Below are 20,558 nucleotides of genomic sequence, written 5' to 3'. Positions count from 1 at the left end.
CTGGACACAGATTCACCATGAAACCGGCCTGGGCACTGAAAGTGCGCGGTATTCTGGCGTTTATGGCCAATCAGGAGTGTGCCATCATGCAGGAACATATAACGGCGCGGGCTTTGCCTCTGGTTGCCATTGCAGGGTAGCGTAGACTGACTTATTTTCGGCCGCTCATCGGGGCCCTCGCAGGTTTCGAGTGTGTTGAATGCACATGTAAAATAAAACACTCCGGGCTAATCCGGGCAACGTCTTTTTCGAAGAAACGAGGTATCAGGTGCAGGATCTTCAAACTATTGAGATTGAAACCCAAGCGAACCCCACGGCTGCCGTCATCTGGCTGCACGGTCTGGGCGCCAATGGACACGATTTTGAACCCGTAGTACCCGAGCTCGGCTTACCAGACGACGCCGCTGTGCGCTTTATATTCCCACACGCGCCTAATCTGCCGATCACGATCAACGGCGGCATGTCCATGCCGGCCTGGTATGACATCAAAGCAATGGACCTTGATCGTGTCATCGATACCGAGCAATTGATGACTTCGGCCCGCGCTGTCGGCAAGTTGGTGGATCGGGAGATAGAACGTGGCATCGCTTCCGAAAACATCGTGATTGCCGGTTTCTCGCAGGGTGGAGCGGTTGCCTATGAATTAGGCCTTACGTATCCGAAGCGCCTGGCCGGTATTCTGGCACTTTCAACTTATTTTGCCACCGCAAAGTCGGTGGTTCCTTCGCAGGCCAACGCCGGTATTCCCATCAATATCTATCACGGAACTTCTGACCCGATGGTTCCGGAAACTCTGGGCCTCCGCAGTTTGGAAGCACTTAATGACATGGGCTATCAGCCGGCCTATATGACCTTTCCTATGGAACACAGCGTGTGCCTTGAGGAAATCCAGGAAATCGGCCAGTTCATTCGTAAATACGCTCTGTAATGACCACTTGCAGTCTTAGAGGCATACACTGATAAGTAACCCGACAGGACGCTTTCGTTGAACCATCTTGCCCACGTTTTTCTGGCTCCGGATTCTGCCGAGTGTCATGTTGGAAGCATTCTCGGCGACTTCTGTCGCGGCGTCGACCTGTCTGCGTTACCGGACAAGGTGCAGGAAGGCGTTCGCCATCATATAGCCGTTGACGTGTTCACGGACAGCCACGCCGAGGTGCTCGCCAGTAAACGTTTGTTTTCGGCCCAACGCAGGCGCTTTGCCGGGGTGGCCCTCGATGTACTTTACGATCACTACCTGCTGCGCCACTGGCAGAGTTTTAGCCCGGCGTCACGCGATGCATTTGTGCATCGTGTGTATCAGGAGCTTCAACATAACGAACACCTGATGCCAGCACCGATGGTGAGAGTTACACGCCACATGGTTCGCCATGACTGGTTCGGTGCTTACCAGAATCTGAACAATGTTGGCGACGCTTTAGACCGGGTAGCCGAGCGCATTCGTTTCCCCAATCAGTTTGCCGGCATTATTGATGAAATTCGCGCTAACGACGTTCGTCTGGAACAGCACTTTCTGAGTTTTTTCCCGCAACTACAAAACTTTGCCAGAAAAACTTAATGTAGTTTCGACTTCTTAGACTTGGACTCCTACTGCAATGAGCAAACTCGAAACCCGGCAAGCCATCCAGGCTTTTATTGGTTTGATGCTGGTCGCCCTTAATCTGCGTCCAGCCCTTAGCAGTATCGGCCCTATGCTGCGCACGATCGGCAACAGCTTCACTCTGTCGTCTACAGCACTCGGCATTCTGACGACGCTTCCAGTACTTTTTTTGGGGCTGGCTGCACCGCTGGCGCCTAAGTTGGCAAGCCGCCTGGGTATTGAAAGAACGGTTCTGGTTGTTCTGGCTGTGTTAGCACTGGCACTGCTCGTGCGGCCCTATTCTGGCTTGGCGGGTCTGTTTGCCGGTACAGCCATAGCCGGGGGCTGTATCGGTATTATGGGTGTGTTACTGCCGGGTATTGTGAAACGCGATTTCCCCAACCACGCGAGTTTAATGACGGGCATCTATACCGCGGCACTCTGCTCAGGTGCCGCCATTGCGGCGGGCACAACAGAACCTCTGAGAGAACTGTTTCATCAGCAATGGCGTCCGGCACTGGCTTTCTGGCTGGCGCCTGCCGTTATCGCCCTTGTGGCCTGGTGGGTTCAGTTAAGTGATAAAAAGCTAGGCGTCAAACCGAGAAAACTCCGTGGAAAATCCATATACCGTGATCGACTGGCGTGGCAAATAGCTCTTTATATGGGTTTGCAGTCGTCATTGGCGTATACCGTATTTGGCTGGCTGCCAACCATTTTACAAGACCGCGGCATCAGCGCCGTTGAAGCCGGCCTGGCGCTGTCAGCGTCTATTTTAATGCAAGTGGTTAGCGCCATCGCAGCGCCTTTAATTGCGAGTCAAATGCGCGATCAGCGAGCGATGATTTCTCTGATGATGTTGCTGGTCATCGTTGGCCTTGCTGGCTGTATTTACGGGCCAATGAATCAGATGTGGCTATGGGTTGTGCTGTTGGGTCTTGGTCAGGGCGGCGGCTTTAGTCTGGCGCTTACCTTACTGGTGGTAAGAGCAAGAGACGCAGATGGCGCCGGGCGCCTGTCCGGAATGGCGCAAAGCCTGGGGTATATCATGGCAGCCTTTGGGCCGCTGCTGGTTGGCGTGCTGCGCGATGTGTCCGGCGGCTGGCAGGCCGCCGGCGGATTTCTTATCGCGATCGGCTTAGGTGCAACGCTGGCAGGTCTGAAAGCCGGCCGCGATGGGTACGTGCTGGACGATTAGGGCAAACAGCACCATCATTGAAACTGAATGCCCATGAGTTGTCAGACAAGGTTCTGACTGAAACAAGCCGCGTAACGAGAGCAAAAGTGCGCTCAGAAGATTTGGTTACGCGCCGGGAACCATTTAACCCATTAACCAAATGCCAATAAGCCTGTCGTAATCAATAAAATCACGATAAAAATAAGGCCAGGATGCGCCATGTTGATTGATCCGCCGGATAAAGGAAACTTTTTTGACCAAAGTGGGTGAGCCCGGCGAGTGTGCAAATAATTATTCACGGCGTAGTGGCGACTGCTTAGTATTTGACCTGCATGAGAGAAAAACCGTTTCCCGTAGTCAGCAAGTACTTCAAAAATAATCACAAGGTCTCCCGCGGGTACAGGTTTTAAGCGTGCTACATAGCGGTGGAATCCAAAGTACAAAGTCAGTCCTAAGATAAATGGCCACAGCGCACTCCACAGCACACTCCCTGTAAACAGAGCTGGCAAGAAACCTTGTGCTTGCGGCAACGTGTATAAGATACCAAGCGATAACAGAAGTATGAGGGTATAAGCTGCGCCAGCTGCCCAACTAAGCTGAGAGTCTTTCTCTGCCTTTGCGCTGGCATCTCGCATTAAGCTCATAAATCGGAGTACTAAAAACGTAGTGCCTATTGCCGTAATCGGCAATGCAGTCGCTAACCAACTGATATCGGTAACCGATACTTTGAGAGCTGCTTTTGCCAACGCCCCGCTAGTGAAGGGGAGTCCAGCCAGCGCGAGGGCCGGTAATAAAATACCGAGCCAGATAAACGGACCGTAACGTTTATGCGACAGGTGTTGGCTAAAGCCTACGCTTAAAAACAGGGCACCTTTAGCCAGGCCATGATGCATGGCATACAATACGATTGCGGGTAACAACACCGGCCAAAGTTGGGGTGCCATCAAACCTGCCCCTATGCCCGCCGTGATAATACCCATTTGACTGAGCGTTGAGTATGCCAGCAGTGTTTTTGGATTGCGCTGCACAACACCGGCGATAATAGCGAGAAAGGCTCCCGTTAAGCCGAGCGTGATGAAAATAACACCAAAATTTACGAAGGCAACGTCACCCAATGGCAGAAACTTAATCCACCCCAGCAGACCCGCCTTTACCATAATGCCACTGAGCAATGCACTGGCTGGTATAGGGGCGACGGGGTGCGCGCGCGGTAACCATACGTGCAGAGAAAATACGCCTGCCTTCACGCCGAATCCGGCCAGCAATAGGCCGATGACCCAACTAGGCTGCGAAACAATATCGAGTTTGCCCAGGTTTTGATATTCATTACTAACAGCAAGACCGGTCATGCCAGCGAACAGTAAAACCTCGCCAATAATGGCCCATTGCATATACGTTTTACCTGCCCGCCGTGCTTCGTCAGTACCGGAGTGAATCACTAAACCATAAGCCGCCAGGCTCATCAGGGTGAAAAAAGTGATAAAACCAAACAGGTCCTGGGCCAGAATCAAACCAAAATTACCACTCATGGCCAGTAACAAAAATAACGAGAAACGCACCTTGTGCGGGTCATTTCGAAGATAATCGATGGCATATAGGCCAGCGACTAGCCACAGTACGGCTGCTAACAACAGAAAAACCTGCCCGGTATTATCCAGGCTGATAACGCTACCAAAAAATAACCAGGGCAAGAAATTTTCACCCTGAGGATGCACGACTGCCGCAACCAAAGCCGGTACCGCAGCGAGCGGAACCAACCATAGGCTCCATCGTTGAAAGCGTTTTGATAACAGCAATAAGGCTGAGATTAGAGGAATAACAATAAGCCACCACAACATGGGTACTAACAGGCTGCTGTTTCGAAGTTCTCCTACGGCTTCGACGCCATATTCCCGGGCAGCAATCAACTTAGCCCAACTAAGAGGGCTAACAGGGGATCCTGCGAACACGCCCACTAAGAGTGCAAAACACGCTGTAATAACCGGTGGCAGCAGCAGCATCCAATGTGTTTCCAACCAGCCTCTGGGTTGCTCTGCAGGCCAGGGGCCTGCTTGAGGCTTAAACCAGGCCGCATAGAGAATCGGTAAAAAATAGAGCGCGTTTAACAGGCTGCTGATCACCAAGACGCCAATAATCCAGTAACTTTCCACCTCCAATGCACCCGCACCCAGATACCATTTGGATACAAATCCGGCTGCGGGTGGTACCCCTATCATGCTCATTGCAGCCACACTAAAGGCAATCATCGTCCATGGCATACGTTGGCCGGCACCATCCATTTGGCTAACTTTATGAACGCCCAGGGTCTCTGCGAGATTACCGGCGCAGAAGAACATGGTAATTTTCATGAGTCCCTGATGGACTAGGTGAACGATACCGCCAATAGTGGCTATAGGGCCTGCAATCGCAGTGCCCAGTGCAATATAGGAGACCTGACTGACCGTCGAATAGGCGAGCCGTTTTTTCAAGTCATCCTGGAATAAAGCTCGGGTCGACCCATAAACAATGGTAAATGAAGCCAAGCCTGCCAATGCTATGGTTAGCCCCAAATCTCTAGCAAACTCAATACCGTAAACATCATAAACGACGCGTACAATGCCGAAGGCTCCCGCTTTCACCACGGCAACCGCATGCAGCAGTGCACTGACAGGTGCAGGTGCCGCCATAGCCACTGGTAGCCAACCGTGTAGAGGTACCAGAGCAGCTTTCACACCAAGACCCGCAATGAGTAACCCAAAAATGATTTGTAAATGGAGTGGGTCTAAGCCGGGCAGATTCTTCAGTACACCTGTTACCGTAAAATCCAATGGTCCTGCCAGAGCTGTCAGCCACACAACACCGGCCAGTAAGAGTGCGCCGCCAACCATGGTGTAGATCAAGTAAGTCCGTCCGGCCTTGAGTGATGCACTGTTGCCCTTATGCACGACTAATGGGTAGGTTGTTAGCGTAAGTAATTCGTAAAAAATCAGGAAGGTGATTAAATTGCCAGCCAGTGCAACCCCGATGGTTGCGCTGACACAGAGGCTGAAAAAACCAAAAAAACGGCTGCGATTGGGTGATTTTTCGAGATAACCAATGGCATAGATTGTTGTTACAAGCCAGAGCACACCAGATAAGCTGACAAACAACAGCGATAGTGCGTCGGCGTTTAATACCAATTCTATATCTGGCAGCAAGGGTAAACGTGTTTCGAAAACGACACCTTGAGAAACACCAAAAACCATCACGCCGATCAAAATCACACAAGAAAGTGCGGCTACAAGATTAAATAAGGTGCGCAAGCCTCGATGATTCTCATCGATTCGAAAAATAATTATTCCTGGAACCAATGCGCTTAACACAATCAACAAGGGCAGGGTATTTTGCCAGGTCATACGTCTTCTCCAACAGTGACAAGATCGAGAATCAGCTCGGCATTAAATCCTAAGACGACAGTGAGCATGGCCAGCAAAAATGCACATAAAGACATCATCGTGGGTAGTTTGTTGGTCGGCAGGTTTTTTGGCTCGATCTGTGCGTTTTCGTCGACGCTGACAAAGGCACTATTAAGCACTCGGAAAACATACATGGCTGCCATCAATCCACCCATTAAAATGATGACTGCCCACCACCATTGAGCGGTATCAATAGCCACATTGAGCAGTAACCATTTTGAAAGAAATCCGGCGCTGGGCGGTAAGCCAATCAAGCTGGCTCCTGCAATCGCAAAGGTAAATAAACTCAAAGGCATATATTTGGCCAAGCCATGTAAACGAGCAATTTCGTCGTGACCAAACGTACGCATGATATTACCAGCGGCTAGAAACATAGCGGCCTTGGCACAGGCATGAGCCACTATAAAATAGCCGACCGCGCTGACCGCTGGACCGCTTAAACCAGCTCCACGAGCGCCTTCGTCAGGCGAGAAGAGAGGGAAAAGTAAAAATAGATAGCCCAGTTGAGCGACTGTGGAGTAGGCCACCATTAATTTTAAGCGCGTTGCTCGTAGTGCCTGAATCGAGCCCCAAAGGATTGCCGCTGCGCCCAATACTCCCAGCATAAGCAATCCATAATCTGTGGCAGCGGGGGCGAGGGTGTCCAACCAAAATCGAGCTAATAGGTAAAATGAGGTTTTGACCACTAAAGCCGACAGTATGGCACTGACCGGGGCGGGGGCACTGCCATGGGCCAGAGGTAACCAGAAATGCAGGGGTACTAAAGCAGTCTTTAGCAATAAGCCTGTCGTTATTAGTGCAAGTGCAGCCCAAGTAATTACCGTCGGTTCTGCTATTGCATTGAGTTGGGCGAGATCGAGAGTACCGTAGGCTCGATATAATAAAACGACGGCAAGCAAGTAGCACAAAGAACCCAACAACCCAACTAAAAGATAGCGCAGGGCGGCTGTCAATGCGGCGCGGCTACCGTCCAACGCAACCAGGGATACTGCTGCCAGGCCAACAATTTCAAGTGTGACATAGATATTGAAGATATCGCCTGATAAAAACAGAGCATTGATACCCATAATCAGTAACCACCACAATGGCCAGAAGCGGGCCGTCTTATCCAGTCGAGAATGTGGTTCAAAGAAGTAATATCGACTATAAACAGTGAGTACTAAGGTAAGCACTGCCGTCAGCACAAGCATCAGCGCGGAAAAACCGTCGATGGCCAGATCAATTCCCAAGGGCGCCCCCCACCCCCCCAAGGAATACCGCTGATATTGGGTTTCCAGGTTTGTACCATTGTTGGAAAACCACAATAATAAGGTGGCAACAATGATTAATTGTATTAATGCCATTGCAATGCTGATCGAGGCACGCAAGCCAGGACCTTTCAACAACGTTGTCAGAATCGCCGCAATCAGTGGCAAGCCCACTAGCGTTGGTAGCAGTATGTCTGGATTAAACAAAGAGTCCATTAACGGCCATCCTTATCAGAGGCTGGGCTCAATGAATGAATTTTAACCGCTAGCAATAAAGCCAACGCAGTGCCCGCGATAGCAACGACAATGCCGGTTAAAACCATGGCGTGAAGCACTGGGTCTGGTGTGCTATTCATGTTGTTGGCACTTACCACTAGCAACATAAATACACCCACGCTCATAATGTTGATGGCGAGTATCTTTTTAAGAATATGGGGTGCAACAATAACCCCGTACAAACCAATGCCAAACAGTCCGATACTCGCCATAATATAAAGTGAATCTTGAATCATGGCTTTGGACCTTCCGTTGTCTGTGATTGTAGAGTCTCATTTGGCGCTGAGGTCTTACTCAAAGCTGACGGCTGTTTATCGAACACAGAGGGCTCAGACGAACTCTCGAATTTTTGAGTCGCTAGGGTGTTATATGACAGTAGTAGAATAGCGGCGATTGATAGTGTGGCTGCACCTTCGATTAATAAAATGAGAGGCGCCGCTAATTCGAGTGGATATTGCAAAATAACCCCCGTAGTAGTAGCAACACCAACGGCTACCATCACGAAGGTAATGAGACCAATAGTTAGCAATAATTTCGCCACTGTCGATGTAAAACAAAACTGGAGTCGCCCTGATAATTGAGCCAACACACCTGCACCGGCAAGTAATGCTCCTGACTGAAAAGCTCCTCCGGGCAAAGCGGCACCCGTCCAAAGCATGTAGCCTGCCATAACAATGATCATCGGTATCAGCCATCGTAATAATGCTTCGAGTGGATGGTTGACAGGAGCGTCATTAACGATGGACACCAAGCGATCGTCCGATCGATTACTGCCAGGCATGTCAGGATTAACGTCAGAGTCAAAATGTGAGTTCGGCAACATTGCAACCGCGACGGTAAGCAATACGCCAATTTCCAGCAAGGTGTCGTAACTTCGAAAGTTTAGTAATACCGCTGTTACAGGATTTTCGACGCCACTCTGTGTGAGCTTTTTCTGAACTAACTCAGGTAGTAAGGATGAAATATTGTCAGTCAGTATCAGCGCAAAAATTAGGCCGAAACCCAAAGCACCAATCGCGATTGCACACAATATTCTAGTCGCAACAGGGAGTTCATTTGCGTGATTGTTTTCTTTAAAATCAGGAGTTTTGAACATTGTCGCCCCCACTCTTCTTGGGCGCGTTCGCGTCATCATTAGCGGGTGCAACGCGCAGCCGTCGCCAGGTTGCCAACAAGAAGGCACCGGTTAATCCGGCGCCAATTGCAGCCTCGGCAATCGCCAGGTCTGGCGCGTTTAATCGCACCCAGGCAATAGCGATCAGTAAGCCTAAGCTGACAAACAAAACAATGGCAGTAAATAAGCTCTTAGTCGCCAGGCACAGACAAGCGAGGATTAATATTCCTATAACAAGGCATCCGTCGATGAAAATATTAAATTCCATTGTTCGTGCTACCTGTTGATGAGTTTTTTATCGGTTTAATTAATTGCCTCATAGGTGCATTGTTAAGAGTGTTTGGTTGAAAGGCAGTGTCCGTCGACAAATCTTCTTCGGCTTGATTGGCAACCAAATAGCAACTTACGGCGCCAGACACCATGACCAAAAGCCAAATAATAATTATCTGCAAGGCATCGAAAATAGATGCAGCCTGTGGCAATACACCAAACACAATTAAGCCCAAGCTCAGATTGTCTACTTTGGTTAATGCGTGTAGACGGCAGAATACGTCAGGGAAGCGCACTATCCCGATACTGCCAGCGAAAAAGAAAAATAAGCCGCTTGCCGTCATAATTACTGTAAATACATCCAATAGACTCATAAGGACCTTTTCCTCAAGCGAACAAAGGTAATTAACGTCAGTGGTGCTAGCAGCGCCAACACAAAAGCAACATTGATCAGCGCAGATTGATTTTGAATGATGGCCAATAAAATGAGTATGGATACACCTGCCGTGCTAAATAATTGTGAGGTAAGCATTCTGTCGGCTGAGCTCGGACCCAACAGTATTCGCCCCAAACCCACCAAAAGCGCCAACACTAACAAGCCCACGATGACAGATAGATACTCGATCATTGTAGATCTCCCGATTTATTGGCATGAGTGGACAACTGAATCGATTCACCACTAAATAGCTTGGCAACTTGTTGTTCGCACTGGGTTATATCGTTGTTATTCTGCGATGTCATATCTAAGGCGTGTATTAAGAGTTGATCGTCTTGCAGTTTGGTGCTGACGGTGCCTGGTAATAAACTGACAAGATGCATAAAAAACAGGCGTGCAGAGCTACCTTGCAACCTTAAGTTGTATCGAAAAAATCCGGGATTTACCGGCATGCTTGGGCGAATAGCTAACTTTGCAGTTTGCCAGCCGCCAAGTATTGATTTTAGTAAAAAGAAGGGTAAAAAATAAAAGAGTCGCAGTACATAAATTCGCTGCATTTGGCTGACGGAGTGCGCCGGGCGATTTTTTCGAAAACCAATGTCCTTAAACAAAATCATGCTAAGCCAGGCCGCAAAAGGGACGACAATAATCCCAATCACCCAGGAATATACGTCACCTTCGGTCAGCAGCCACCACAGAGCCGCAAAAAAGAGCAGAGGTTTTAAGCTTGTGATAAAACTCCAACTCTTTGTCTCATCCCTCGTGGGTCTGTGAGTTTGCGCAGTGTCTTTGTCCTTGGGAGTTGCCATACTTATTCTCCCGCCAGCGGTGTTTTCCGAAGTTGCTGTGCTTTACTCTGATACCGCCAGCGTTTCTCAAGACCAACAATCATTGATATCAGCAAGCCACACGCAAACACTCTTAGCCAAGCCTCAGCGCTTATGGGCGCTGTATCAAACCAGACATTCATAATGGGCAAGTAGGTGAACAGGAGTTGTAGTACAGCCATGACTGTGATGCCAACCCAGATCCAGATGTTGCTGAATAAGCCGACAGAGAATACCGAGCGTTCAAGTGAGCGGCAGTTCAGCAGGTAAAAGGCCTCACCAACCACAAACATTGCTACTGCTACCGTTCGTGCCTCGGCTTCACTTGCGCCCCATGAAAGCTCAAGCTTGTATAGACCGAATGCCGTGACACACAACAAGGTGGACACTAAAAGAATACGCCACAACAGGACTGAATCTAAGATAGGTGCATCGGGTTTGTTCGGTGGGCGCTGCATGATATCAGCCTCTTTTGGCTCGAACGCCAACATCAGCCCGAGAAAAATAGCGGTTGTCATGTTCACCCAAAGAATATGCACCGGTAGTAATGGTAGCGATACACCGAGAACAACGGCTAATAAAATAACCAGGCCCTCGCCGCCATTAGTGGGCAATGTCCACACGATAAACTTTTTCAAGTTACCAAACACACCGCGCCCTTCTTCCACCGCCGCTACAACGGTCGCAAAGTTGTCGTCAATGAGCATCATGTCTGCGGCGTCGCGAGCGACAGCAGTACCATTGAGAGCCATGGCGACGCCTATATCAGCGCGGCGCAAGGCGGGAGCGTCGTTTACACCGTCACCCGTCATTGCAACGACATGGCCCAGCCGCTGAAGCGCCTTTACCAGTTGTAATTTGTTATCGGGAGTAACTCGTGCAAAGACTTTGTTGTTGTTGGCTAGCTCGGCAAATTCACTCTCCGGGCGTTGCGCGAGATCGTAACCGGTAATGGCACCATTAGTGTCGCTGTCAGTAAGAATGCCTAACTGCCGCGCAATGCTGGTTGCCGTTAGCGCGTGGTCCCCGGTGATCATCTTCACGTCAATGCCAGCCTGATAACAAGCTGCTACTGCAAGGATGGCCTCTGGGCGAGGGGGGTCTATCATCGCCTGTAACCCTAAAAACTCAAGCCCGTCGGCGACATGCTCGTGGTTAATGGTATCAAGTGTGCTGTCGACTAATTTACGAGCAAAGGCCAGAACACGGAGTCCACGTCCCGCCATTTCTTCAACGTGCATTTTGACAACATCAGCATCGACTGGTTGTTGTTCTCCGCGTTCACCCAGCATAAAGGTGCACTTGGGTAATACACTTTCTATGGATCCTTTCAGATAGATACAGCGTTCATCCGATCGCTGATGCAGCGTTGCCATATATTGATATTCTGATTGGAACGGAATGCTGTCTAATCGCTCAGCGACAACCGATTGAGTGTCGAGTTTTGCCTTTCTTGCGGCTACCAGCAAGGCAGCCTCGGTAGGGTCGCCGGTAATGCGCCATTGCTTTTGATCGCCAACAGGCTCGTGTAAGTCTGCGTTATTGCAAAGTAATCCTGCTTCCAATATAGCTAACACGGCCACATGGGACGCTACATCGACGGCGTTGTCGTTAAAATGAATCTCTCCCTGAGGATCGTAACCATTGCCAGTGACTTTAAAGCGTTGACCCCCGCTCCACAGTTCTTCAACGGTCATTTCATTCTTTGTGAGGGTACCCGTTTTGTCAGAACAAACGACGGTCGTGCTGCCCAGCGTTTCTACTGCCGGCAGATTACGAATCACGGCCTGACGTTTGGCCATACGCGAAACACCAATGGCAAGCATGATGGTTACTGCTGCCGGAAGACCCTCTGGGATTGCGCCCACCGCCAGCGCTACAGCAGCCATAAACGATTCCAATAGAGGTTGGCCGTGGAGCCAGCCGATAAAGACCGTCAAAACAGCGAGTGCAACGATGGCGTACAGCAATAGATGGCTAAAGTGTTTGATGCGTTTTGTTAACGGCGTATCCAGGGTTTCTGTGGTGGCGATTAACGTTGAAATTTTGCCGATTTCAGTGTCATCACCGGTTCCAGTAATGATCCCAATGCCGGTGCCATAGGTCACCAGTGTTGAGGAGAAAGCCATATTGTGACGATCGCCCAGTTGATTCTTATCTGGCAGCTCCGCAGTCGCTTTCTCTGTTGGCACCGATTCGCCCGTTAGCGCGGATTCATCGATTTGCAGATCACGGATTTTAGTGAGTCGCACATCCGCTGAGACTCTATCGCCTGCTTGCAGCACAATCAGATCACCAGGGACGAGCCCTTCAGCGTCGATGGTATCGCGCTTACCGTTTCTAATAACTGTGGCCGTGGATTTTAAGCTACCTGATAAGGCACTTATAGCCTGTAATGCTTTCGACTCCTGCACAAAACCAATAATCGCATTGAGAAAAACGACCGCAAAAATAACCGCGGAGTCTACCCAAGCCTGAAGCGCCAGCGTGACAGCAACGGCCGCCAGTAGGATATAAACAAGTGGTTGATGAAACTGCATTAGGAAGCGTTTAAGCGGTCCTGCTCCTTTGTGCTCAGTGAGCTTATTTAAACCAAATTTTTGTTGTCGATTGTCGACTTCATTGCTGGACAAACCGACGTTGATATCGGTTTTGAGTTCTATCGCCGCCGAATCGGCAGATTGGCTGTGCCAAGATTTTTCTTGGTGCATAAAGTACTCCAGTTTTTCTGACTGAAGTAATGGTAAATTATTCCATGATTATATAAAAATCGAATAAATATTACTTTTTGTTCGTAATATTCGATGTATTGCACTTACAATGAAAGAACTTATTAGAAAATGAAACGTATACACAGAAGGTGATTAGATGGATTACCGGAGTTTTCGATCGTTATTTTAGGAGTAGCAATTTAGCAGCATCACAAATTGCGGCAACGGCGGGGTGCCTCACTTTTCGTTCAGCAGATATGGCATAAAACTGTTGTTTAACTTCATTGGTCTCACCAATAACTTTGACATTAAATGCTCTACATACATCATCTGCGATTATGGACGGCATAAAAAAGATACCCATGCCTGCCTGACCAAAAGCCTTCATCAATGCACTATCATCAAATTGACCGCGGATAATAGGATAAATATTTTTTTCGCTAAGCCAATGGTCAAATAACTGGCGAATTTCATTTTGTTTGGTAGGTAATAGTAACGGAGCATTATTAAGTGAGTAAGGAAAATTATTTTTATATTTTTTAGCCAGAAGTGGAGATGCAAAAAATGTCAGTCCACTTTCGCCTAGCTTGTGATTGTAGGCTTTGATATTTAGCGCGCCGGTTACAGGTTTATCGCTCAACACCAGATCTACTTTATGAATGGCCAAGTCGGCCAAAATAGACTCGATCGGCCCTTCGAGACTCGTTAAGTTGATATCCCGATCAATACGAAGCGCTGGTTCAATCATTTTGTAAACAATAGCTTTAGGCAGAGCGCTTGCTGAGCTAACAATAAATTCTGATGGGCCTATGGCTGGAACACCACGCAACACATCGTTTAATTCTTTACCCAGTTCAAAAATTTCATCTGCATAACGCAGGACTAAACGGCCTGTTTCGGTTAAGCGTAAGCCTCTACCGTCTCGCTCAAACAATTCATTGCCCATGCGTTTTTCTAGCAACGACAGCTGGCCACTGATTGTTTGTGGTGTTATGTGAAGTTTTTCACTGGCTTTTGCGATACTGCCTTCATGGGCCACAGTCCAAAAGTAATTCAAGTGTTTATAATTTATTGCGTTTGGCATTCAGTGCTGCCTCTGCTGTTCAGTTTTTTACATCAAAGTGACGGTAGTCGAGATCACTTTGATGCCGGTACGCTCTTATTTTTTCGCCAATTGTTGCTATTTTATTACTTCGAATTAATCGAACTTTACGAAAAGTATAAACGTTTTTTTAATTTAGCACATGGGTCCGCCAAAGGTGGCTATACAGAGGACTGGTTTGAGGTGGTCATCGCACGCCCGCAGCATTTAATCCTCTGGGCGGAGTTGCCGTGGTAGCATCCAATACTTGGGCCGTTATGGAGGGTCGCAATGCCCGGGCCTCGGTTCAACATTTAAGAGCAGCCCGCGAAGGCACCGCGAGGATGATATCCACCACGCTTACTTCCATGCGGTTTCCGTCGATCATCTGGAAGCGTGACTAGACGCCGAGGGCAAGGCCACCAGCTGGCGCCAGCGGACCTTTTTGCCCAGCATTGCGTCGCTTTTCATGCCGGATCCCAAACACAAAGGGGAATTCGAGCTGGGCATGAGTTTTAACACCATGCCATTCGATATTCCTGCTATTCGGCTGGAAAATCCACATGCAACGGCTCATGTGCGTATTGGCTGGTTCCGATCGGTGTACAATCTGCCTCATGCTTGGGTAATTCAGAGCTTTGCCCCTGAAATGGCGGTGGCAGCCGGCAAGGACCATCGTGATTATGTTCTGGACCTGCTTGGACCTGCTTGGGCCGGCCTGGGAAATTCACAACCTGACCGCTGGTTATGGCTGTAATTACGGTGAGGATCCGGACCTGCACCCTATCGATATCGGCCGGATGCGACGGGTGATTGAGCGTGCCACCGCAGAAGCGTGCTGGGGGCGCAAGATAGAAAAAAGGCGAGGCCTGGGCCTAGCCTGCCGTCGGTTGTGCCGGGATTGTGCAACGCCATTTATGCGGCCATCGGGAAGCGCGTCCGTCGCCTTTCTGTTGGCAACCAGCTGAGTTAACGCTGATACAGAACCAAGACTCTAGCGAGTCCTTTTGAAATTTGACGCTGGTGAGTAGACCTTTATGAACGTAGTGATCATAGGCGCAGGAATTATGGGCACCACTTTTGCCACCTTGGCGAAAGAGATTGCACCGAATTTGAATATCACCATCTTAGAGAGACTAGACAGTGCCGGGGCGGGAAATTCCTCTCCATTCTGGAACGCTGGCACGGGGCATGAAGCGAACTGCGAGCTCAACTACACGCCAGTCGATGAAGAGGTCATTTCGGTTGAAAAAGCGCTGAAGATCCACGCCCAGTTCAATGTCGCGAAGCAGTTCTGGGCTCATCTGGTCGAAAAGGGAGCCATAAAAGAGCCGGAAACGTTTATCAACCAAACCAAACACTGCACCATTGTTTCCGAATCTGATATTGAGGAACTGCGGTTGCGGTTCAAGGAAATGTCGGCCCATCATTTCTTTGAGCACATGCGTTACTCAGAGGACTTCGATGAAATTAAGAGCTGGATTCCTTACACCATGGACGAGCGCCCACGCCATGAAAAAATGGCGGCTACCGTCATTGAGACGGGTACAGACGTTGATTTTGGTTCGTTAACGGAGCAAATGGCGGCTTACGCAGCCCAACACCTGGGGGTGAAGTTTGAGTACGGTACCCACGTTAAGCGTGTGCAGAAGAGCCCAACCGGGCGGTGGGTTATCAAGGCTGAATGCAACGGAAAACCTGTTCAACACAAAGCCGATGTGCTTTTTGTAGGCGCCGGCGGGGGCGCATTTCCCCTCCTGAAAAAAACCCACTTGCCGTTCCGAAACCGTTTTGCCGGTTTCCCTGTGGGCGGGCGTTTTCTTCGGGCGCCGATTAGTGAAGAGCAAGCCGGTTATTACCGGGCTAAAACCTATGGCAAAGCGAAAGTGGGCGCGCCTCCCATGTCCGTACCGCACCTGGATTTGCGGGTAGTTGACGGTAAACATTACTTATTGTTTGGCCCTTTCGCCTCATTTAAGCCCCGCCTCGAGAGAGATCGAGGGTTTGTTGATTACGTCAGGTCAATTCGCCCCCATGACATCCCTGGTTTGCTGAATGTCGCTTTAGAGCATTTCCCCTTGGTTAAATATCTGATTTCAGAGACCTTCAAAGGCGAAAAAACCATGTTCGAGGAGTTGGACAGCTTTGCTCCGGGCTTGAGTAAAAAGTTTGACTGGAAACCGGTTCAAGCTGGCCAGCGAGCGCAGATCATCAAAGACGGCGACCTGCAAATGGGCACAGAAATCCTTGTGTCTAAAGACAAAACTTACGGGACTTTATTGGGAGCATCGCCCGGGGCGTCGGTTTCGCCTGAGGTTATGTTGCGCTGTTTGGAACAGTTGATACCGTCTGTCTTTGCAAAAGAGGAAGCCAGGAAAAAGAAGAGCGAAATTTTCCCCGAGGATGATCTGGACACACTCATCAGTCATCCTGATCGTTACCGGGAGGTTCGCGATGCAGCTAACCAACTGTTGGGAATAATTCAGCCCAAGGCGCAATAAAATCGACCTACACTGCCAATATCGCGGAGAGTAATCTATGGACAGCAGGATTAATGTAACGTCGACTTTGGTCATTCTTCATGGCGATGAAATGGCCCAAGTTGCTTTCGAGCACATTCTCAAGAAATTCGTGACCGCGCGCCTGACTATCCAGCTTGAGGAAATAGACCTGTCCGCGGAACACCGCTTGCTGACCAACGGCCAAGCGGTGACTGATGCCATTGACGCCCTCAAACGCCATGGTGTGGGGGTAAAAAACGCTGGCATGACAGTTAACCGTCAGCAACTGGAAGAATTGCTTCGCAAACACCCAAATGTGGACCCTGACAATCTTCACCCACTGGCCACCAAATCTCCTAACGGCGCCATTCGCAAGGGCATCAGCGGCAATATAACCCGCGAAGACATCCAGTTTCGCAACCTCAAGTTCAGCCGTCCGGACTGGGTCGGTCGCGATATCGAAGTGGACACCATGGAGTTCGGCGGCATCAAAGACAGCTTCAACCAGCTGTCCCAGGTCACAGGCGTGGTCAAGCTGATGTTTGTCGGCAGCAGCGGCGACCCTGTGGAACTGCACCGCCGTGAGCTTCGCAAGGGAGACCCATGGCTGCTGGCCACGAACGATGTCGAAGACGTCAAAGCCTGGGCTCACCGCTTTTTTCAGCGTGCCATTGACGAAAAACGGGATGTCTATCTGGGCCTGAAAGACACCGTTATCCCTGGTTACGACGGTGCCATGCGAGAGGTGATTGAAGACATCTACCAAAGCGACTACCGCCAGAAAATCAAGTACCTGGGGTTGAGCTACCAATACGAACTCATCGACGCCCAGGCCGCGCGTATTGTCTCTAATCCGCCAGCTCGCGCGCTCTGGGGCGTGCCTGACAACACGACAGGGCGCAAGCTGCTCAAACTGGTCAATCAGCTGAGGGAGGTCGGTATTCCCAGCCGCAGTGCCCATGTGTCTATTTCTCGCATGACTGCCGGCGGTGGCGATCAGTACGGCAGCTTCAATATGCCGGCGCAGGAAGATGGCATCCTCAAGGTGATCGTAGACGGCGAAGAGAAGCACGCTCGCCGCGTTGGTAACGGCGACCCAATACTGTTCATGTCCAATGACCATGAAGCCATCAAAGACTGGGTGGCGCAGGTGTTTCGTGACGCTTCCCGCAAGAACAAAGAGGTCTACTTCGGTCTCAAGCGCGAGTATATGGAATACGACGAAGTGTTCAGCAACGTTATCACCGAAGTGCGGCGGGAACTGGCCCGGGAGCATACACCGCCGCCGTCCTTCATGATCATGCGGCCCTCCAGTCAGCTTAAGAAAATGATCACCGATCCCCCGAGAAATGCGCTCTATCCGTCCCAGAATCTGGACGGCGATATCTTCTCGGACATCTCTGCCGCTCTCGGCGGCAGCCTGGCCACTGCCAGCTCTATCATCGAGAGCAAGGCCGGCACCATGCTTTTTGAGGCGCCCCACGGCACAGCTCATGATCTTTACCTGAAATATTTAGAGAGTGACGGCCGCGACGCCCACTTCAACCCCTCCGCGCTGATTTTCGCGCTCGCTAACGCCCTGGAAAACCTGGGCGAGCGCGAAGGCAACGAACCTCTGGTCATGTACGCGGTGAACCTCAAAGCAGCCCTTACCGACACCGTCGACAGGGGTATTGTCACCGCGGATCTCAAAGGCAAGACCGTCGACCCGGACTCAGAGCAGGTGGTGGACATGACAGGGTTTCTGGATGCTGTAGAAGGCGCGCTCAAGTAGTGTTCGGCCGACAGATGCGTCCTGACCCAAGAACGCAACTTATGACTCATATCGAATAGTCATTTAAAAAACGGCAGTGACCGCCCGTTTTCAGTAGCAGTTCAGTTTGACGTGTTGTGATAGAGGCCAGGGGAAGGATGTCACCCGAAACTGAATCACCTGTATTTTATCGCTTTTGCTGATTGGCCTGCGGACCAAACAGGCTTGCCGGACGCCAGGGATTTTGACTCTCCGAACGGTAAAGGTGTCACTGGCAAGGTCGACGGGAAAAAAGTCCTGCTGGGCAATCGGTTGCTGATGAAATTAGAAGGCGTCGATACCTCCGCCTTTGAGGAAGAGGCGCAGCAGCTTAGAAAGGACGGTGCCACCGTTATTTTTGCCGCAGTGGATGGCAGCGTTTGTGGGTTGCTGGCGATTGCGGACCCGGTCAAGACGACTAGGTTGATGGGGCCTGACCTGCTCGCGTTTTTGTTGTCCTGTGTCTTGCCGGGTTACGGGCTCGTTGGTTTTCTTACAGCCCCGTCAAACATTAGGCCGTGGCTATCCATGTCACGACCGGTTGGCGCATCAGTTTGAGGTTTCCAAATAATTTCACCTTGCACAATGAATACAGTAGAGGCTTGTAGGGTCGACCTCCAGGCGCTTTGGGTTAATGGGCTCGCCGCATTCCCGGCAGTCTCCGTATTCATCGTTGTCAATACGAAGGAGGGCGGCTTCAATCAGCCGTAACTGGCGATCTGCCCGCACCTTTCCAGCTTGGGCTAGTGCTTGGCTTTGCAGAGCATCCATCCGTGAGAGCCGGCCGACGCTTTGCTGGTCCAGGTGAACAGTAGCGCTGGATTCATCCCGTACCTCACTGGTGGAACGCAGGTCATCGCGCTGTGCCAATAGCAATTTACGGAACTTCTCCAGGTTTTCATTTGCCATATCGAGGTTGCCTCATTAAGTAAGTAAGAGCGGGCTCGCAGGCTAGCGCGCCTCGGTTCTAAACTCATCTACGACTAGGTACAATCACGTTAAGATTGAGCTAAACACCTGACTCACTTCGGCTGGCCTTGGTGTAGGCTTGATGTTTAAGACACCGGATTCGAGGCAAAAGCACCATGAGCATACCGCCAGCATCGACCCCCGAGTTTAATACAGCTCCCAGATCTCTGAGGCAGACACTCAGAGCATACTGCAAGCCACACCTGGCACGCAGTATTGCGGAAATCCTGATCACCGCACTCCCTTTTTTTCTGATCTGGGCTCTGATGTGGTTAGCGGTCAGTGCCGGATACTGGCCGGTGGCTCTGGTGCTGGCCGTCCCTGCGGCAGGATTCCTGGTACGCCTGTTCATGATCCAGCATGACTGCAGCCATAGGTCATTTTTCAATTCGCGACGCAGCAATGACTGGACCGGCCGTATCATCGGGGTGCTTACCCTCACGCCTCACGATTTCTGGCGCCACTCTCACAACCTCCACCATGCCAGTTCCGGCAATCTGGATCGGCCACAAATTGGCGGGCTCGATACCTTCACGGTGCGCGAGTTCCAGGCTTTGCCCCGGTGGCAGAAATGGCGTTATCGCCTCTACCGTCATCCTTTGGTGCTATTCGGTTTTGGCCCGATGTATACGTTCCTGCTCGACTACCGGCTGCCTTTCGGATTCATGCGTGCGGGCGCAATGCCCTGGATAAGTACTCTGGGCACCAACGTGGCCATTGCGGTTCTGGCAACTGGCGTCATCTGGCTTGTCGGGATGGGACCCTTCCTGCTTGTCCAAATTCCAATCACGCTGCTTGCGACCACCATGGGCGTTTGGCTGTTCTACGTCCAGCATCAGTTCGAGGCCACCTACTGGGAACGCGATGAACAATGGAACGCCCATGACTCTGCGTTGCAGGGCAGCTCCTACTATGTACTGCCGAGTATTCTGCGCTGGTTCAGCGCCAACATCGGCGTGCACCATGTTCATCATTTAGCGAGTCGAATTCCTTGCTACCGTCTGCCCGAGGTGTTGAAGGACTACCCGGAACTTCAAACATACAACCGGGTAACGTTGCGCGAAAGCATCAAGTTAGTGCGCCTGGCGCTCTGGGACGAGAACAAGCGAAGGCTGGTTTCTTTCAGGGAGGCGAGCGTCGGATGAGA

The 20,558-nt window shown here is 50.5% G+C and carries 19 protein-coding genes and 1 pseudogene; 9 read left to right on the top strand and 11 right to left on the bottom strand.

Annotated elements, in window-relative coordinates:
- The first annotated feature begins 17 nt into the window (after positions 1-17).
- From ABA45_RS19605 to ABA45_RS09375, 4 genes are all read left to right on the top strand, one after another.
- Positions 18-140 (top strand): hypothetical protein, encoded by a 123-nt coding sequence (locus ABA45_RS19605; protein WP_264753014.1) that lies wholly within the window; start codon positions 18-20, stop codon positions 138-140.
- Positions 141-268: 128 nt separating this feature from the next.
- Positions 269-928, top strand: coding sequence for an alpha/beta hydrolase (locus ABA45_RS09385; RefSeq protein WP_048385599.1), 660 nt, complete (start codon positions 269-271; stop codon positions 926-928).
- Positions 929-985: 57 nt separating this feature from the next.
- A complete protein-coding gene (locus ABA45_RS09380; protein WP_048385598.1) occupies positions 986-1,558 on the top strand; it encodes an acyl carrier protein phosphodiesterase in 573 nt (190 codons plus the stop codon).
- Between the two features lie 37 nt (positions 1,559-1,595).
- A complete protein-coding gene (locus ABA45_RS09375) occupies positions 1,596-2,774 on the top strand; it encodes a CynX/NimT family MFS transporter (RefSeq protein ID WP_048385596.1) in 1,179 nt (392 codons plus the stop codon).
- A gap of 131 nt (positions 2,775-2,905) precedes the next feature.
- Here ABA45_RS09375 and ABA45_RS09370 read toward each other — a convergent pair whose 3' ends face one another.
- The 10 genes from ABA45_RS09370 to nhaR all read right to left on the bottom strand — a co-directional run bounded on the left by ABA45_RS09370 (position 2,906) and on the right by nhaR (position 14,152).
- Positions 2,906-6,127 (bottom strand): proton-conducting transporter transmembrane domain-containing protein, encoded by a 3,222-nt coding sequence (locus tag ABA45_RS09370; RefSeq protein WP_048385594.1) that lies wholly within the window; start codon positions 6,125-6,127, stop codon positions 2,906-2,908.
- Positions 6,124-7,650: a complex I subunit 5 family protein gene (locus ABA45_RS09365; protein ID WP_048385592.1), complete on the bottom strand. Its 1,527-nt coding sequence runs from the start codon at positions 7,648-7,650 to the stop codon at positions 6,124-6,126. The genes ABA45_RS09370 and ABA45_RS09365 overlap by 4 nt, the downstream gene beginning before the upstream one ends.
- Complete coding sequence (locus tag ABA45_RS09360) at positions 7,650-7,946, bottom strand: NADH-quinone oxidoreductase subunit K (RefSeq protein WP_048385590.1); 297 nt, start codon at positions 7,944-7,946, stop codon at positions 7,650-7,652. Before ABA45_RS09360 ends, ABA45_RS09365 begins: the two co-directional genes overlap by 1 nt.
- Entirely contained in the window at positions 7,943-8,806 is an 864-nt protein-coding gene (mbhE, locus tag ABA45_RS09355) for a hydrogen gas-evolving membrane-bound hydrogenase subunit E (protein WP_053076160.1), read from the bottom strand. The genes ABA45_RS09360 and mbhE overlap by 4 nt, the downstream gene beginning before the upstream one ends.
- Positions 8,790-9,092 carry a DUF4040 domain-containing protein gene (locus tag ABA45_RS09350; RefSeq protein ID WP_048385588.1) on the bottom strand — a complete coding sequence of 101 codons (303 nt, stop codon included), beginning with the start codon at positions 9,090-9,092 and terminating at the stop codon, positions 8,790-8,792. Before ABA45_RS09350 ends, mbhE begins: the two co-directional genes overlap by 17 nt.
- Complete coding sequence (locus tag ABA45_RS09345; protein WP_084708315.1) at positions 9,082-9,468, bottom strand: cation:proton antiporter; 387 nt, start codon at positions 9,466-9,468, stop codon at positions 9,082-9,084. Before ABA45_RS09345 ends, ABA45_RS09350 begins: the two co-directional genes overlap by 11 nt.
- A complete protein-coding gene (locus tag ABA45_RS09340; protein WP_048385586.1) occupies positions 9,465-9,722 on the bottom strand; it encodes a monovalent cation/H+ antiporter complex subunit F in 258 nt (85 codons plus the stop codon). The genes ABA45_RS09345 and ABA45_RS09340 overlap by 4 nt, the downstream gene beginning before the upstream one ends.
- A complete protein-coding gene (locus tag ABA45_RS18290; RefSeq protein ID WP_053076159.1) occupies positions 9,719-10,339 on the bottom strand; it encodes a Na+/H+ antiporter subunit E in 621 nt (206 codons plus the stop codon). The genes ABA45_RS09340 and ABA45_RS18290 overlap by 4 nt, the downstream gene beginning before the upstream one ends.
- 2 nt (positions 10,340-10,341) lie before the next feature.
- Positions 10,342-13,068 carry a cation-transporting P-type ATPase gene (locus ABA45_RS09330; protein WP_048385585.1) on the bottom strand — a complete coding sequence of 909 codons (2,727 nt, stop codon included), beginning with the start codon at positions 13,066-13,068 and terminating at the stop codon, positions 10,342-10,344.
- Between the two features lie 181 nt (positions 13,069-13,249).
- Positions 13,250-14,152 (bottom strand): transcriptional activator NhaR, encoded by a 903-nt coding sequence (nhaR, locus tag ABA45_RS09325; RefSeq protein WP_048385583.1) that lies wholly within the window; start codon positions 14,150-14,152, stop codon positions 13,250-13,252.
- Positions 14,153-14,618: 466 nt separating this feature from the next.
- On the opposite strand from nhaR, the gene ABA45_RS19360 reads away from it, so the two are divergent.
- From ABA45_RS19360 to ABA45_RS19600, 4 genes and pseudogenes are all read left to right on the top strand, one after another.
- Positions 14,619-14,906: a hypothetical protein gene (locus tag ABA45_RS19360; RefSeq protein WP_227505994.1), complete on the top strand. Its 288-nt coding sequence runs from the start codon at positions 14,619-14,621 to the stop codon at positions 14,904-14,906.
- Between the two features lie 280 nt (positions 14,907-15,186).
- The gene (locus ABA45_RS09310) at positions 15,187-16,650 is read left to right on the top strand and encodes a malate:quinone oxidoreductase (RefSeq protein ID WP_048385576.1); all 1,464 of its coding nucleotides are present in this window, start codon (positions 15,187-15,189) and stop codon (positions 16,648-16,650) included.
- A 37-nt stretch (positions 16,651-16,687) separates the two neighbouring features.
- On the top strand, positions 16,688-18,424 hold the full coding sequence (locus ABA45_RS09305; protein ID WP_048385574.1) for an isocitrate/isopropylmalate family dehydrogenase: 1,737 nt from the start codon (positions 16,688-16,690) through the stop codon (positions 18,422-18,424).
- A 204-nt stretch (positions 18,425-18,628) separates the two neighbouring features.
- Positions 18,629-18,862, top strand: a pseudogene (locus ABA45_RS19600) (haloacid dehalogenase); the annotation flags it as partial.
- Positions 18,863-19,015: 153 nt separating this feature from the next.
- Here ABA45_RS19600 and ABA45_RS09295 read toward each other — a convergent pair.
- The gene (locus ABA45_RS09295; protein ID WP_048385569.1) at positions 19,016-19,351 is read right to left on the bottom strand and encodes a TraR/DksA family transcriptional regulator; all 336 of its coding nucleotides are present in this window, start codon (positions 19,349-19,351) and stop codon (positions 19,016-19,018) included.
- A 176-nt stretch (positions 19,352-19,527) separates the two neighbouring features.
- Between ABA45_RS09295 and ABA45_RS09290 the strand changes: the two genes are divergently transcribed.
- On the top strand, positions 19,528-20,556 hold the full coding sequence (locus ABA45_RS09290) for a fatty acid desaturase (protein ID WP_048385567.1): 1,029 nt from the start codon (positions 19,528-19,530) through the stop codon (positions 20,554-20,556).
- Positions 20,557-20,558: the final 2 nt, after the last annotated feature.

This window comes from Marinobacter psychrophilus (assembly GCF_001043175.1).
GTDB classification, from domain to species: Bacteria; Pseudomonadota; Gammaproteobacteria; order Pseudomonadales; family Oleiphilaceae; genus Marinobacter; species Marinobacter psychrophilus.
Note: the sequence above shows the minus strand (reverse complement) of the source record. Positions and strands in the feature narration are given on the sequence as shown.